Source organism: Metasolibacillus sp. FSL H7-0170, from assembly GCF_038593115.1.
Taxonomy (GTDB): domain Bacteria; phylum Bacillota; class Bacilli; order Bacillales_A; family Planococcaceae; genus Metasolibacillus; species Metasolibacillus fluoroglycofenilyticus.
In genome coordinates this window covers 1,268,989-1,284,389 of record NZ_CP151964.1, presented here as the reverse complement: position 1 = coordinate 1,284,389, position 15,401 = coordinate 1,268,989, and the positions used below count along the sequence as shown (strand labels likewise).

General features: G+C 38.3%; 13 protein-coding genes. 12 read left to right on the top strand and 1 reads right to left on the bottom strand.

Features of this window, described 5'->3' with window-relative positions:
- Positions 1–219 precede the first annotated feature (219 nt).
- The 3 genes from recA (at position 220) to MHH70_RS06120 (ending at position 4,248) form a co-directional block, all read left to right on the top strand.
- Positions 220–1,287, top strand: coding sequence for a recombinase RecA (gene recA, locus MHH70_RS06130; protein WP_107942314.1), 1,068 nt, complete (start codon positions 220–222; stop codon positions 1,285–1,287).
- Between the two features lie 264 nt (positions 1,288–1,551).
- Complete coding sequence (rny, locus tag MHH70_RS06125; RefSeq protein ID WP_066170328.1) at positions 1,552–3,114, top strand: ribonuclease Y; 1,563 nt, start codon at positions 1,552–1,554, stop codon at positions 3,112–3,114.
- A 336-nt stretch (positions 3,115–3,450) separates the two neighbouring features.
- Positions 3,451–4,248, top strand: coding sequence for a TIGR00282 family metallophosphoesterase (locus MHH70_RS06120; RefSeq protein WP_342472828.1), 798 nt, complete (start codon positions 3,451–3,453; stop codon positions 4,246–4,248).
- 27 nt (positions 4,249–4,275) lie between these two features.
- Here the strand turns inward: MHH70_RS06120 and MHH70_RS06115 are convergent, their stop codons facing one another.
- A complete protein-coding gene (locus MHH70_RS06115) occupies positions 4,276–4,563 on the bottom strand; it encodes an RNA polymerase alpha subunit C-terminal domain-containing protein (RefSeq protein WP_066170234.1) in 288 nt (95 codons plus the stop codon).
- Positions 4,564–4,699: 136 nt separating this feature from the next.
- Here MHH70_RS06115 and MHH70_RS06110 point away from each other — a divergent pair, with 136 nt between their 5' ends.
- From MHH70_RS06110 to MHH70_RS06070, 9 genes are all read left to right on the top strand, one after another.
- Positions 4,700–4,966 (top strand): stage V sporulation protein S, encoded by a 267-nt coding sequence (locus MHH70_RS06110; RefSeq protein ID WP_042472077.1) that lies wholly within the window; start codon positions 4,700–4,702, stop codon positions 4,964–4,966.
- Positions 4,967–5,068: 102 nt separating this feature from the next.
- Entirely contained in the window at positions 5,069–5,482 is a 414-nt protein-coding gene (locus MHH70_RS06105) for a hypothetical protein (protein WP_342472825.1), read from the top strand.
- 172 nt (positions 5,483–5,654) lie between these two features.
- Positions 5,655–7,388 (top strand): 2-oxoacid:acceptor oxidoreductase subunit alpha, encoded by a 1,734-nt coding sequence (locus MHH70_RS06100; protein ID WP_066170241.1) that lies wholly within the window; start codon positions 5,655–5,657, stop codon positions 7,386–7,388.
- A 2-nt stretch (positions 7,389–7,390) separates the two neighbouring features.
- Complete coding sequence (locus MHH70_RS06095) at positions 7,391–8,257, top strand: 2-oxoacid:ferredoxin oxidoreductase subunit beta (protein ID WP_066170244.1); 867 nt, start codon at positions 7,391–7,393, stop codon at positions 8,255–8,257.
- Positions 8,258–8,403: 146 nt separating this feature from the next.
- The gene (locus MHH70_RS06090; RefSeq protein WP_342472824.1) at positions 8,404–9,924 is read left to right on the top strand and encodes a methyl-accepting chemotaxis protein; all 1,521 of its coding nucleotides are present in this window, start codon (positions 8,404–8,406) and stop codon (positions 9,922–9,924) included.
- Between the two features lie 35 nt (positions 9,925–9,959).
- Positions 9,960–10,313: a hypothetical protein gene (locus MHH70_RS06085; RefSeq protein WP_066170253.1), complete on the top strand. Its 354-nt coding sequence runs from the start codon at positions 9,960–9,962 to the stop codon at positions 10,311–10,313.
- A 507-nt stretch (positions 10,314–10,820) separates the two neighbouring features.
- Positions 10,821–12,359 (top strand): tRNA (N6-isopentenyl adenosine(37)-C2)-methylthiotransferase MiaB, encoded by a 1,539-nt coding sequence (gene miaB / locus MHH70_RS06080; RefSeq protein ID WP_066170255.1) that lies wholly within the window; start codon positions 10,821–10,823, stop codon positions 12,357–12,359.
- A complete protein-coding gene (locus tag MHH70_RS06075) occupies positions 12,359–12,793 on the top strand; it encodes a RicAFT regulatory complex protein RicA family protein (RefSeq protein ID WP_066170257.1) in 435 nt (144 codons plus the stop codon). Before miaB ends, MHH70_RS06075 begins: the two co-directional genes overlap by 1 nt.
- A gap of 311 nt (positions 12,794–13,104) precedes the next feature.
- Positions 13,105–15,282, top strand: a complete 2,178-nt coding sequence (locus MHH70_RS06070) for an EAL domain-containing protein (protein ID WP_066171246.1) — start codon at positions 13,105–13,107, stop codon at positions 15,280–15,282.
- Positions 15,283–15,401 lie beyond the last annotated feature (119 nt).

Below are 15,401 nucleotides of genomic sequence, written 5' to 3'. Positions count from 1 at the left end.
TTCTCAAAGAACAAGTATAGTAGGATTATAAAGTGAAACTTCAATCAGTGCAGGTTTTCCCCATCCTCCACTGAATGTTAGTTGAACCAATCGGGCATTTACAGCAGTGGATTTCCCACTTAACCTTCGCTTATTTTTTACTTAAGTCTTGAAGTGGAAGGCTTACTGCACGTTAATGCGGGATAAATAAATCTAACCTTTTTTAGAGGAGGAACTATAGTGAGTGATCGTAAAGCGGCCTTAGAACAGGCGTTAAAACAAATTGAAAAGCAATTCGGTAAAGGTTCTATTATGAAGCTAGGTGAAACGACAGATCGTGAAATTGCGACATCATCAAGCGGCTCGTTAGCATTGGATGCAGCGCTAGGAGTAGGTGGCTATCCACGTGGTCGTATTATCGAAATTTATGGACCTGAATCATCAGGTAAAACAACGGTTGCATTACATGCTATTGCTGAAGTACAAGCAGCGGGGGGACAAGCAGCATTTATTGACGCAGAGCATGCGCTTGACCCGGTATACGCACAAAAGTTAGGCGTAAATATTGATGAGCTACTATTATCACAGCCAGATACTGGTGAGCAGGCATTAGAAATTGCTGAAGCATTAGTACGCAGTGGAGCAATTGATATATTAGTAATAGACTCTGTTGCAGCACTTGTACCAAAAGCAGAAATCGAAGGAGAGATGGGAGATTCACACGTAGGTTTACAAGCTCGTTTAATGTCACAAGCATTACGTAAGCTCTCTGGTGCGATTAATAAATCCAAAACATTGGCTATTTTTATCAACCAAATACGTGAGAAAATCGGTGTTATGTTTGGTAACCCTGAAACGACTCCGGGTGGACGCGCATTAAAATTCTACTCTTCCGTTCGATTGGAAGTGCGTCGTGCAGAAACAATTAAGCAAGGCAATGATATGGTTGGTAACAAAACGAAAATTAAAATTGTTAAAAACAAAGTAGCGCCACCATTCCGTACGGCTGAAGTGGATATTATGTACGGTGAAGGTATTTCCAAGGAAGGCGAAATTGTCGACTTAGGTGTTGAACTAGATATCGTCCAAAAGAGTGGCTCTTGGTACGCATATGGCGATGAGCGATTAGGGCAAGGGCGTGAAAACGCCAAACAATTCCTAAAAGAAAACGTTGCTGTTCGTGAAGAAATCGCTGATAAAATTCGTCAATCTTACGGCATAGCTGCTGCCAACTATACAATTGGCGGTCATGAAGAAGACGAGGAAATGGACGAAGAATTATCTTTATTATTAGGTGAAGAAAAATAAAACAACTAGAGCTGTCAAGAAATGTAAACGAACTTCGTATTTCTTGACAGCTCGTTTTAATTTTACGGTTATTTGCAAGTAGTGAGTTTGAAATGTCTGTAAATAATATACTCTACATATGGCGGCAATCCTTGACAGCACAATAACAGAACTATACAATTAAAAATGTATAATTTCTAAAATTTGAAATGAAAAATGATTAACTGTCTATACAATTAATCAATAAAAACAACATGAAATTGGCACTTGGAGGTGTTTAGTATGATGGAAGTAATTATAAGCATCTCCGCTTTGCTTGTTGGACTCATCGTTGGTGCCGCTGTTAGCTATTTCTACATGAAAAAAGTGAATGACTCAAAAATCACGGGTGCTACGCATACTGCCAAATCTATCGTTGAAGAAGCGAAACGTGAAGCAGATGCATTGAAAAAAGAAGCACTACTTGAAGCAAAAGATGAAACTCACAAATTTCGAAATGAAGCAGAGAATGACATTCGTGAACGTCGTTTAGAACTTCAAAAACAAGAGAACCGTTTATTGCAAAGAGAAGAAAATCTTGATCGCAAAGATGATGCTCTCAATAAAAGAGAAGCCGGTCTAGAGCGTAAAGAGGAAGCTCTATCGGACAGACAACAGCATATTGAACAGATGGAAGGCAAAGTGGAAGAGCTCGTTGCAGCGCAAAAAACAGAGCTAGAACGTATTTCTGCATTAACGCGAGAAGAAGCGAAAGCGATTATTTTAAGCGAGGTAGAAAAGGAATTAGCGACGGATATTGCTGTAATGACGAAAGAATCCGAAACACGTGCAAAAGAGGAATCTGATAAAAAGGCACGTGAAGTTTTATCATTAGCACTACAACGCTTTGCAGCTGATCATGTGGCAGAAACAACGGTATCTGTTGTTAACTTGCCGAATGATGAAATGAAGGGACGCATTATTGGACGAGAAGGGCGTAATATTCGTACGCTTGAGACGTTGACAGGTATCGATTTAATTATTGATGATACACCGGAAGCTGTAATCTTATCGGGATTTGATCCGATTCGACGCGAAACAGCTCGTCTTGCACTAGAAAAGCTTGTTCAAGATGGACGTATTCACCCTGCACGAATTGAAGAAATGGTTGAAAAATCGCGTCGTGAAGTGGACGAACAGATTCGTGAAACAGGAGAACAAACAACATTTGAGGTTGGTATTCACAACCTACATCCAGATTTAATGAAAATTTTAGGTCGTATGAAATATCGTACAAGTTATGGACAAAACGTTTTAAAACACTCTATAGAAGTTGCACATCTTGCAGGCTTATTAGCAGCAGAGCTTGGAGAGGATGTAACATTAGCGAAACGCGCAGGGCTTCTACATGATATTGGGAAGGCGATTGACCATGAGGTTGAAGGTAGCCACGTAGAAATTGGCGTAGAGCTTGCGACAAAATATAAAGAGCACCCAGTAGTAATCAATAGTATTGCTTCCCATCATGGAGATACAGAAGCCACTTCTGTCATTGCAGTGCTTGTTGCAGCAGCAGATGCTTTATCTGCAGCACGCCCGGGTGCACGTAGCGAAACACTTGAAAATTATATTCGCCGCTTAGAAAAGCTAGAAGAAATTTCAGAAAGCTACGATGGTGTTGAAAAATCATATGCTATTCAAGCTGGTCGCGAAGTACGTATTATTGTTCAGCCAGATAAAATCGACGATCTTACATCGCATCGCTTAGCGCGTGATATTCGCAAGCGCATCGAGGAAGAGCTTGATTATCCAGGACATATTAAAGTAACAGTAATTCGAGAAACACGCGCAGTAGAGTACGCGAAATAGCAGATTATATAAAGTGAAGCTTCAATCAGTGGGGGATTTTCCTTATCCCCCACTGAATGTTAGTTGAACCAATCGGGCTTTTACGGGCAATTGAACTCCCACTTATCCTTTAGCGTATTTTCACTTAAGTCTTGAAGTGGTAGGTTTACAGCCCGTTAATGCGGGGTAAAATGAATCTTCATGAAGAGGACTTTAACTGCATGTTAAAGCGAGATAAAGGCTGTGTCATAAGTACAATACTTATCGCACAGCCCTTTTTCATGGGAAGGATGCAAAAAATATGTGTGACAAAATATTTTTCACTTTGTCTACACTTTAGAAACGGATTGATGTATCATGAAAATTTTATTTATTGGCGATATTGTTGGCTCAATTGGACGAGATGCAGTAGCCAAATACTTACCGCGTTTGAAAAATAAATATGCGGTGGATGTTGTCATTGCAAATGGAGAAAATGCAGCAGCAGGGCGTGGTATTACACGAAATATTTATAATGAGCTTCTGCAAATGGGTATCGACGTTATCACTATGGGGAATCATACATGGGATAATAAGGAGATTTTTGACTTCATTGATGATGCCGATTATTTAATTCGCCCAGCTAATTTTTCAAAGGAAGCACCTGGTAAAGGGATAATGCAAATTACGAAAAATGATGTGACATTGTCAGTTATTAATTTACACGGGCGTGTATTTTTACCGCCGCACGAAGATCCATTTGCAATGGCGAATGAGCTAGTAGCAGAGGCGCGAAATATATCGCCGCTTATATTTGTTGACTTCCATGCAGAAGCAACGAGCGAAAAAATTGCATTAGGATGGCATTTAGACGGAAAAGCATCAGTAGTTGTCGGTACGCACACGCATGTACAAACGGCGGACTCACGTATTTACCCAAATGGTACAGCATATATTACTGATGTCGGAATGACAGGACCTTATGATGAAATTTTGGGGATGACAAAGGAAAGCGTTATATACAAATTCCAAACAAATATGCCATCACGCTTTGAAGTACCAAAAAAAGGGCGTGAAGTACTAAGTGCGTTCTTTGTTGAAGTTGATAACACAACAGGTAAAGCACTGCGTCAAGAACGTATTTATATTAATGAGGATTATCCATTTAAACCATAATCAAAAAGGGTTAAGCTTTCCACTCGGTTAAGAGCGGAAGCTTAACCCTTTTTCTTCTAATGCTGTGCGCATTATTGGTAAAGATGCGCGCCCAATGCCATGTAGCTTCAAAACTTCTTTTTCTGTATATTGCGCGAGCTGCTCTAAAGTTGTGATACCCTCATGTACAAGTGCATTCCTAGCTGGAGAAGATAGCCTCGCTAAAAATCCCTCAGTTGGTTTATTGTCCTGTTCACATTTTGGGCAAGTATTACAATCGCTACTTTTATAATAACGATGTCCTTTCTCACAAATTCTTAACGTTTTTTTTGTCAAAGCTTTTCACCGCCCTTATATAAAATATACAGTAAATTTATTCTATTTGTCATGTTCCATTTGGTTCAAGCATACAATGACCTACAGACAATAAATAAAAAGTTGTCTCGATCATGCAAAATGGGGAGGAATAGTTGTGGATTCATTAAAAGTATCATCTCGCTCAAATCCAAATTCTGTTGCAGGTGCACTTGTTGCCGTCATTCGTGAGCAAGGCTTTGTGGAAATGCAAGCAGTGGGAGCGGGAGCACTCAACCAGGCCGTGAAAGCTGTTGCAATAGCTAGAGGCTTTGTAGCACCGAGCGGAACTGATTTAATTTGCGCACCAGCATTTGCAGATATTACGATTGCAGGGGAAGATCGAACGGCACTCAAGTTAGTTGTAGAAAAAAGAAACCGATAATGCACAAAGCCGTCAATTTAGTGAAAGCTAAATTGACGGCTTTTTACGTATGGAAATTTACTTACTTAATAGCCTCGAAGTATAAAAGAAAGGAAGCTACTAATGAATACACCATTTTTTATTGTAATTAGTCCTATAATAGCGATTATAATGGCTATCCTTTTTTATTTTGTAGTTGGAAATGTATACGAATTACCTATTCAAGAAGCGGTAGCAATACCTATGGGAGTCATATTATTTTTCATTTTAGTCATACCTTGTTACTTTCTAACAATTATATTTTTGCATTTCAAAAGGAAAAAGCTTGCTATTTATTTTTTTATTATTAATATTTTGTTTAGTTTTGGTATGACCTGCTTTTTAATTAGTGTCCACTTTTTGAGAGTACACTTTCCAATTGAAATCGTAAAACATCTAATGGTAAGTTTTGTGCCTATTGGTCTTATTAGTTTATATGGTGTACTAGCAATATACTGTAAGATAACAGGGCGTTCAAAAACATTCAATTTTTACTAAAAGCAGTATTATATGAAGAAATATAAGAGCGCCTGCTTCTGCAATCCGTTTTTTCCGCCAAAGGACTGAATTTTTGATGAATTACATATTTACAATAGTACATACACCATCTTCGTGTTAAACTAATGTAGGAAATTCATATATAAATTACGTAAGCTAAGGAGATGTTTATATGTTACATCAGCTTTCATGGAAAGTCGGTGGGCAACAAGGGGAAGGTATTGAAAGCACAGGTGAAATTTTCGCAACTGCGATGAACCGTTTAGGCTATCACTTATACGGTTACCGTCATTTCTCTTCTCGTATTAAAGGTGGCCATACGAATAATAAAATTACAGTGCGTCCAACAGAGGTACGTTCAATTGCGGACGATTTAGATATTTTAGTGGCATTTGACCAAGAAACAATTGATGTCAACTACAAGGAACTAACAGCATCAAGTATTATTTTAGCGGATGCTCGCTTTGAGCCAGTCGCTCCTGAAGATTGTGTAGCGCCATTATTTGCTGTACCATTTACAGAAATTGCAACAGAGCTTGGTACATCTCTCATGAAAAACATGGTAGCAATTGGTGCAACAACGGCATTATTGAATTTGGAGGAAACGGTATTCCAAGGCGTTGTAGAGGAAATTTTCGGACGCAAAGGTGAGGAAGTTGTAGCAAAAAACATTGAAGCGATTCAAAAGGGCCGTGAAGCAATCACGGAACAAATCGGCGATCGCGTTGGCGAATGGGCTTTAGCACCAGCAGACGGCAAGCGTCGTTTATTTATGATTGGTAACGATGCTATCGCACTTGGCGCAATTGCTGCAGGCTCTCGTTTCATGGCGGCATATCCAATAACGCCAGCATCTGAAATTATGGAATATATGATTAAAAAGCTACCGACAGTTGGCGGTGCAGTCATTCAAACAGAAGATGAAATTGCAGCAGCAACGATGGCTATTGGTGCAAACTACGGTGGTGTGCGTTCATTTACAGCATCTGCAGGGCCAGGTCTTTCACTAATGGTAGAGGCAATCGGTTTATCTGGCATGACAGAGCAGCCGCTTGTTATTATTGACACACAACGTGGAGGCCCATCAACAGGCTTACCGACGAAGCAGGAACAATCCGATTTAATGGCGATGCTATACGGCACACATGGTGAGATTCCGAAAGTGGTCATTGCGCCATCAACAATGGAAGAGGCATTCTTTGACACAATTCAAGCGTTTAATATCGCGGAGCAATTGCAGTTACCTGTTATTTTAATGACGGATTTACAGCTATCATTAGGTAAGCAAACAGTAGCGCCATTTGATTACAGCAAAATTAAAATTAAGCGCGGTAAAATTGTTGAAGCAGTAGAAGACGTGGAGTCCAAAGACTATTTTAAGCGCTATGAAAATACAGAGGACGGTGTTTCACCGCGTATTTTACCGGGGACAAAGGGCGGCATTCACCATGTAACAGGTGTAGAGCATGATGAAACAGGGAAGCCATCTGAAGCTACGGGTAACCGTCGCACACAAATGGATAAGCGTATGCGCAAGCTCAATTATTTACAATTTGATACACCAATTTATGTCAATGCTCCACATGAGGAGGCAGATGTGCTACTTGTAGGCTTTAACTCGACACGTGGTGCAATAGAAGAAGTACAAGAAGTTTTAAATGCAGAAGGAATTAAAACAAACCATGCACATGTTCGTCTATTATTCCCATTCCCAGCGGAAGAAATGGCAGCATTAGCTGATAAGGCAAAAAAAATTATCGTTGTAGAAAATAATGCGACAGGTCAGCTTGCAAATATTATGAAAATGAATATTGGCGCACATGGAAAAACAACGACTGTTTTAAAATATGATGGTACACCATTTTTACCGCGTGAGCTAACAAACTTAGTAAAGGAGAAGATTTAATCATGGCAACATTTAAAGATTTTCGTAACTCAGTAAAGCCTAACTGGTGTCCAGGCTGTGGTGACTTCTCAGTACAAGCGGCAATTCAACGCGCGGCTGCAAATGTAGGCTATGAGCCACACGAATTAGCGGTTATATCTGGTATCGGTTGCTCTGGACGTATTTCAGGCTATATTAATTCATACGGCTTCCACGGTATTCATGGTCGTGCTTTACCAATTGCACAAGGCTTAAAAATGGCAAACAAAGATTTAAAAGTTATCGCATCAGGTGGTGACGGTGACGGCTTTGCAATTGGTATGGGACACACAATTCATGCAATTCGCCGCAATATTGATATAACGTATATCGTTATGGATAACCAAATTTATGGTTTAACGAAAGGTCAAACATCTCCACGTTCAGCGGCAGGATTTGTAACGAAATCAACGCCAGGTGGAGCGATTGAGCCATCATTAAAGCCGTTGGAAGTTGCTTTAACGAGCGGTGCGACATTTGTAGCACAAGGCTTCTCAACAGATATTAAAGAGCTAACAGCGTTAATTGAAGCGGGCTTAAATCATAAAGGTTTCTCATTTATTAACGTTTTCTCACCATGTGTGACTTATAATAAAGTAAACACATATGATTGGTTTAAAGAAAATTTAACAAAGCTTTCTGATATTGAAGACTATGACTACACAAACCGTTCATTAGCAATGCAAACAGTTATGGAAAAAGAGGGACTTGTGACAGGTATTATTTACCATGACCAAGAAACAACTTCTTATCAAGAAAAAGTAACAGGCTATTCAGAGCTACCGTTGACGGATATTGATATTAGCTTGTCAGAGGAGCAATTCAATAAGCTAGTAAAAGAATTTATGTAAGGGAGGTGTCCCACAAGTCGTGCAATAGCCGGCTTGTGGGACACTTTTTTGATGTTACTTCTATACAAACACTTAACATTGCCTTTACATCGAATTTATACAATTCGTATATGCTTGTTTTAGATAGTAAAAAAGGAGCATATAAAATGAAATATGTTAAAGTAAAGGACAAGCTAATGTTATTAATGCTTGTTTGCGTTGTTTCAAATATTATTATTGCTATTTTTTGTATTGATTATTTGCGGAAAATGGAATGGCATGCTCAGCAAGTATATGAGCAAAAGGTGCAAGGAATGTATGTGTTAAAGTCGGCAGAAGCACTCACTATAGCAGGTCAAACAAAGGAAGCGCAGGCACTAATAAATGAGGCCCCTTATTTAGCATTTGATTCAAAAATGGATTTTTATTTAAAGCAGATGAAAACGGAAATAGATGAAGCCACTGTACAAGAGGTAATTGATTATGTACTTACTCGTACAGAGCAGCAAATCACGAATTATGAAAAGGACATACATAGAGGTTATTTCATTATTATATTTATTTCACTAATGATGGTGGTGCTCGTACTTATTTTAAGCTTTACTGCTTCAAGGTCTGTACGTAAGCCAACATCACAATTAAAAGATTTATTAAAGCGTGCGGAGCAAGGCGATTTTACACAAAAGGCAGTATATACATCGCGTGATGAGCTTGGGGAGCTGCTACTTTGCTATAATCAGATGGTCGAAGAAGTGAAGGGCTTATTAGAAGTAGTTAACAGCAGCGCAAGCTCTGTCGAAAAAGCAAACGAAAATATTCGTACAAGCTCGCAAACGATGACTGAATCTACTCAGCAAATGACCGAAAATACAGATGGCATAACGCACAGCATTATGGAATCAACAACACATTTAACATCAAACACGGCGATGATACAAGAGGTAGCAAGCAATATTACGACAATTACTAATCGCGTGCAAACAATGAAGGAAAATATTGTCGAGACGGTTAAGCAGGCGAGACAAGGTGAGCAAGAAATCGCAATGAATATGTCACAAATGCAAGTAATTGAACAGGCAATGGTTGAAACAGATGCGAAAATGCGCAAGCTTGAGCTGCAATCACAGGAAATTTCACAGGCTGTCGATATTATTCAAGCAATTGCTAATAATACGAGCTTGCTTGCTCTCAATGCCGCAATTGAAGCAGCACGAGCAGGCGAGGAAGGAAAAGGCTTTTCTGTTGTTGCAAATGAAGTTAAAAAACTGGCGCAGCAATCACTTGATTCAACAAAAATAATTACAGCAATTGTTAAAACGATACAGGAAGATACAAAAGATGCTGTAGGAATGATGGAAGTGGCAAATGAAGCAGTTCATTCAGGAATTCAAGTAACAACACAAACGGCTAATAATTTCCGAACAATCGCAGCGCGTATCGAGCATATTGAGCCACATATCGCAGATGTCTCTGCCACAATTGAAAAAATGTCACAATATGCTCAAAACGTAGCAGACCAATCAAGGGAGCTAACGCAAATATCTGAAGAAAATAGTGCGCAAGTGGAACAAATTGCCCAACAAACAGCACAACAGCTAGAAATTACAACAAATATGAATGAGCAAATTAAGCAAATTTCTAGAAATACACGCTCCTTATCGCATGCACTAAACAAATTCATTGTATAATAAAAGCTATAGCAATGAATTGAGGTGTGATGGAATTGACGAACGTTATAGATTTTATTACAAGGTACGAGCAAAAGGAATTGACCCAATTACAGCGTTCAGTGGAAGGCAGCTATTATAAGGCACAGCAATTAGAACGTTTAATCAATAAGCAGCAGCTCCAAGTCAAGGACCACACATTATTTTTAGGCTTTTTAGTTTACTTGCAGGAGCGGGGCATTGATGCACTAACCATTTTTAAAGATGTCTTTTCAATGTCACGCTACAAATTTGAGCATCATTATAATATGAAATGGTGGTCAGTTGCCCAACTCGGCTTTACATTTTTAGCGATTTTAAAGGACAACAAACCACAGGAATACAAGCGTTTTTGGGGGAACGAGGAATAAACCCAAGAAACGGAGTTGTGAAAAGGTCCATTTTGTTTTGACACCGCATTGAAATAAATGTTTTCATCGCTTCACCTTTACTGAATCTCTTGCCGTTTGTGTAGCTTCCTAGTCAGTAATATGAAGTCTGCAATTAAATTTTTATCTAATAGTGGCAAGTCCATTAAATAGCCACCGCCTTGGATTTTGTGATTTTGATTCGTTAATGGCCTGCCAGAATAAAACGCTGCGGAATCGGATTCTACTAAATAGCAACGAATATTTTAAAGTGAAAAGTGAAGATTCGATTATTTTTGACGGAGCTAGCCAACATATATATAGGAATAATGGAAAAGACACTGTAAAATGCACTGTTTTAATACATTATGCGTAGTGTATAAACCAAAAAATTCACACAAAGTCCTTAACAATTGAAGCCTGAATAGTGTTCTTTCTTAGGAAATTCGCTATAATAGTGTAATGGATATTCGTATGCACGAAATCAATTGAAAGGAGTATATGGGCTCGATGAATGAGGAACAACGATTAGCAGGCAAACAAGTAAATCAACCAAAGCCTGCTGCTGAAAAGGATTATAGCAAATATTTTGAAAAAGTATTCACAGCTCCTTCTTTAAAAGATGCGAAAAAGCGTGGTAAAGAAGAGATAAAATATCATAAGGATTTTACGATTGACGAGCAGTTTTTAAATATGGGTCATGGGCGCAAATTTTATATTCGCACATATGGCTGTCAAATGAACGAGCACGATACAGAAGTAATGGCAGGTATTTTCATGCAACTTGGCTACGAGCCGACAGAGAACATTGAAGAAGCTGATGTCGTATTATTAAACACTTGTGCGATTCGTGAAAATGCAGAAAATAAAGTGTTTGGTGAGCTTGGCTTCTTAATGAAATACAAGCGCCGCAATCCAGAAATGCTAATCGGCGTGTGTGGCTGTATGTCACAGGAGGAATCGGTTGTTAATAAAATTTTAACGACGTATCAACATGTGGATATGGTATTCGGTACGCATAATATCCATCGACTACCAAATATTTTAACAGAAGCGTATATGTCGAAGGAAATGGTCATTGAAGTTTGGTCAAAGGAAGGCGATGTAATCGAAAACTTACCGAAGCAGCGCCTTGGTTCGATTAAAGCATGGGTTAATATTATGTATGGCTGTGATAAATTTTGTACGTACTGTATCGTACCATACACACGCGGGAAAGAGCGCTCTCGTCGACCAGAAGAAATTATTGCAGAAGTGCGTGAATTAGCAGCAAGTGGCTATAAAGAAATTATGCTACTCGGTCAAAATGTCAATGCCTACGGTAAAGATTTCACAGATATTGACTACCGTCTAGGTGATTTGATGGACGAGCTGCGGAAAATTGATATTCCACGCATTCGCTTTACGACAAGCCATCCACGTGATTTCGATGATTATTTAATCGAAGTTTTAGCGAAAGGTGGCAATTTAGTAGAACATATTCACTTACCTGTACAATCAGGTTCGAATGAAATTTTGAAAATTATGGCACGCAAATATACACGAGAGCATTTCCTTGATTTAGTACGTAAAATTAAAGAAGCGATGCCAGATGTTGCTTTATCCACAGATATTATTGTTGGCTATCCGAATGAAACGGAGGAGCAGTTCCAAGAGACGCTAGACTTATATCGCGAAGTAGGCTTTGAAATGGCCTACACGTATATTTATTCGCCACGTGAAGGAACACCTGCTGCGAAAATGGTTGACAATGTACCTATGGAAGTAAAAAAACAACGTTTGCAGCGTTTAAATGCAGTTGTTGAAGAGTTTTCGAGTGCAGCATTGCAAAAGCTTGAAGGTGAATTTGTTGAGGTGCTTGTAGAAGGTAGCAGTAAAAAACGCGATGATGTGTTAGCTGGTTATACACGTAAAAATAAACTCGTAAACTTTGAAGGTCCTATGGATTTAGTAGGGCAGTTAGTAAAAGTGAAAATTATGGAAGCAAAAAGCTATTCATTACGCGGAGAGTTTGTAGAAATTGTAAAACGACATGAGGTGCATAGTTAATGACAACATATTATACAAAAGATGAAATCGTCGCAAAGGCAAAAGAGATTGCCAATATGATTGCCAATACAGAGGAAGTAGAGTTTTTCAAAAAAGCAGAGGCACAAATCAATGAAAACCAATTTGTGCGAGAAAAAATCGCTTCATTAAAAACATTACAAAAGCAAGCTGTAAATTTCCAACATTTAGGTAAAGAAAAGGCGCTAAATATGATTGAAGGTAAAATTGAGGGCATTGAGCAGGAAATCGACGAAATCCCTGTAGTGCAACAATTTAAGCAGTCACAAATGGATGTAAATGATTTGCTTCAATTAGTTTCCAATGCTATTGCCAATGAGGTAACAAACGAAATTATTGCCTCAACAGGCGGCGATTTACTGCGCGGTGAAACAGGCTCAAAGGTTGAAAATAGCGTGCCGGGTAGCTGCTCATAAAAATATAGTATATGTGTAAAGGGATACGAGAAAGGCAGAGGAAAATCTGTTTTTATCGTATCCCTTTGTTTTTATTCATAAATTGTCATCAATAATGCAGGATAGTACATAATTAATTCCAAATGGTTTGTCGAACAGAGTGGAACATGTTATAAATAAGTAAAATGGACTAATGAAATTTGTGGAAGTCTGATACATTTATCTTGATTCAGCGAAAAATGGATGCTCGCTGGGAAGCTTTTCGAGCTCGGAAAAAATCTAATCATAATTATGTAGAGGCATAATTGATTAAACGAAAAGAAGGGTAGCCAATGTATATAAATAACAATAACACAGTTGATAGAGGACAATTGTATTTTGGGTTATGCCAAGTAGCAAAGCAATTTGAATCAGGATTAGTTATTTTAGATGCACAGCAGCAACATCGGATTATATTTGCCAATAATATTTTTGTGAGTATGACTGAATATAGTCATGATGAGCTCATTGGCTCTACATTAACAATACTGAAAGGTCCATTAACAGATGCAAACAGTGAGGCACTTATTTTAGAAAGTCTCCAACTAGGTTTATCGCTGAAATTATCAATATTCCATTATCGCAAGGATCAAACGGCCTTTTGGAATGAATTATCCATTCTCCCTATAAGAGATAATGAAAGTGTTGTACAATTTTACATAGTTGCTACTAGAGATATTACAGATTCTATTAATGTGGAGGCTTTAATTGCTGTTGAGCGTGAGGCTTATTCAGAGCTAGAGCAGGGGGCGAATATTGCTGAGGTTTTTGAGCATCTTTGCCGACATATTTCTACAACATTACAAAAGAAAAGTTATACATGTATATTTTTAATTGAGGATAACCGTTTGAACTTAGTGGCTACAAATACATTGCCGAAAAAAATAAGGAAAATTTTTAATTCGGTCGATCAAATGAATTTAGACTATAGTCATTTTCTGCAAAATATTATGACAGAGCGTTATGTTATTCAAGATTTAACGAAGCAATCGGGTGACTGGGTAAATATATTACGACAAAATGGGGTAGAAGCAATTTGGCATCAGGCAATCAAAACGCCTGAAGGAGAGCTTGCAGGCATATTCTCGTTATTTTTTATCGAGCCTATAAAGTTTCCGCGTCCAAATGAGCTTAAATTTTTAGATAGAGTGGCACCAATTGTTACACTTGCATTGAAATATTTCAATCAAAAAAAGGAAATTTTACAGCTAGCCTATTATGATGAAAAGACAGGATTACCAAATTTTACACTGTTTCAAAACGAGTTGAATCAATTTTATCATGAAGACTACAATGGGGTTATTTGTATCATTGAGCCGGGGGAGTATCAGAGAGTTGTAGATTTATACGGAAGACAAGGGGGCGATGCGCTATTATTGCAACTGGCGCAACGAGCAATGCTAATACCCGCATTTGAAAATGCACTCATTGCCCGATACACGAACTCTTCCGTTATTTTAGCAAGCAAATATGCAATTGATGATGAGCTAGACAAGCTTTTACAGGAAATCATTGTGGAACCTTTTACAATTGAAGGGAAAAGCGTTTATATTACATTGAAAATTGGCACATCCAACTATGGTAAAACTATTTTAAGCACCGAGGCGGTAAAGCACGCGGATACGGCTTTATCTGTTGCTTTAAAAAGTGCAGGTACAACGATGAAAGTGTATGATGAATCTCGCGTGCAAACGCTACAACTTGAAATGGACGTTCTTTCATCTTTTTCATATGCATTAAAAAATCAAGAATTTATGCCTGTACTTCAGCCAAAGATAAATATTCAAACAGGGCAAATTGAAGGCTTTGAAGCATTAGCTCGATGGTTTTCAGAAAGCCTTGGCTTTGTATCGCCTGCAATATTTATTCCTGTTGCAGAAAACACCGGTAATATTCATAAAGTCGACCGCCTAATTTTAAGAAGGATTTTAGCTTGGCAAAAAGCGAGACAAGATGCAGGTAAAAAAATGTATCAAATTGCAGTTAATATATCACCAAGCCATTTTTATGATCCGTATTTTGTAGAAAACATGAAGCAACTTATTACTGAATATGGCGTCGAGCCACGCTACATTAAATTTGAAATTACCGAAAGTGTAGAGCTTGAAAATATGATGCGGGCGAAGAAGATTATTAACGAGCTGAAATCTTTTGGTATTGCGATGTCAATTGATGATTTTGGTGTAGGCTATTCATCTTTAGGCTATTTAAAAGAACTGCCGTTTGATGAAATAAAAATCGATAAAAGCTTTATCGATCATTTATCAGATGAAAGAATGAATGCAGTTGTGCGTACAATCATTCAATTATCAGCAAATTTATATATGAAATCTGTTGCTGAAGGGATTGAAACAGAGGAGCAACATTTAGAGCTACAAAAAATAGGTTGCCAAGTAGGACAAGGCTATTATTACTACAAGCCGATGACTTTAGCAGAGGTAGAGCAACTGCTAGATTCACAGGAAAACTAAGAGAAGAGGTGTCTGAAGGGCGTGCGAATGCATTGCTTTTCAGGCAATTTTTTTGAAAAGACTCATCTTTGAAATTTTGCGAACACTGATTTAAAACGACAATTTCAGTTGTGGCTGCC

Coding starts and splice junctions, on each gene's coding strand:
- rny (WP_066170328.1), top strand. CDS start 1,552: ATGGAAGTAATTATAAGCATCTCCGCTTTGCTTGTTGGACTCATCGTT.
- MHH70_RS06120 (WP_342472828.1), top strand. CDS start 3,451: ATGAAAATTTTATTTATTGGCGATATTGTTGGCTCAATTGGACGAGAT.
- MHH70_RS06105 (WP_342472825.1), top strand. CDS start 5,069: ATGAATACACCATTTTTTATTGTAATTAGTCCTATAATAGCGATTATA.
- MHH70_RS06100 (WP_066170241.1), top strand. CDS start 5,655: ATGTTACATCAGCTTTCATGGAAAGTCGGTGGGCAACAAGGGGAAGGT.
- MHH70_RS06095 (WP_066170244.1), top strand. CDS start 7,391: ATGGCAACATTTAAAGATTTTCGTAACTCAGTAAAGCCTAACTGGTGT.
- MHH70_RS06090 (WP_342472824.1), top strand. CDS start 8,404: ATGAAATATGTTAAAGTAAAGGACAAGCTAATGTTATTAATGCTTGTT.
- miaB (WP_066170255.1), top strand. CDS start 10,821: ATGAATGAGGAACAACGATTAGCAGGCAAACAAGTAAATCAACCAAAG.
- MHH70_RS06075 (WP_066170257.1), top strand. CDS start 12,359: ATGACAACATATTATACAAAAGATGAAATCGTCGCAAAGGCAAAAGAG.
- MHH70_RS06070 (WP_066171246.1), top strand. CDS start 13,105: ATGTATATAAATAACAATAACACAGTTGATAGAGGACAATTGTATTTT.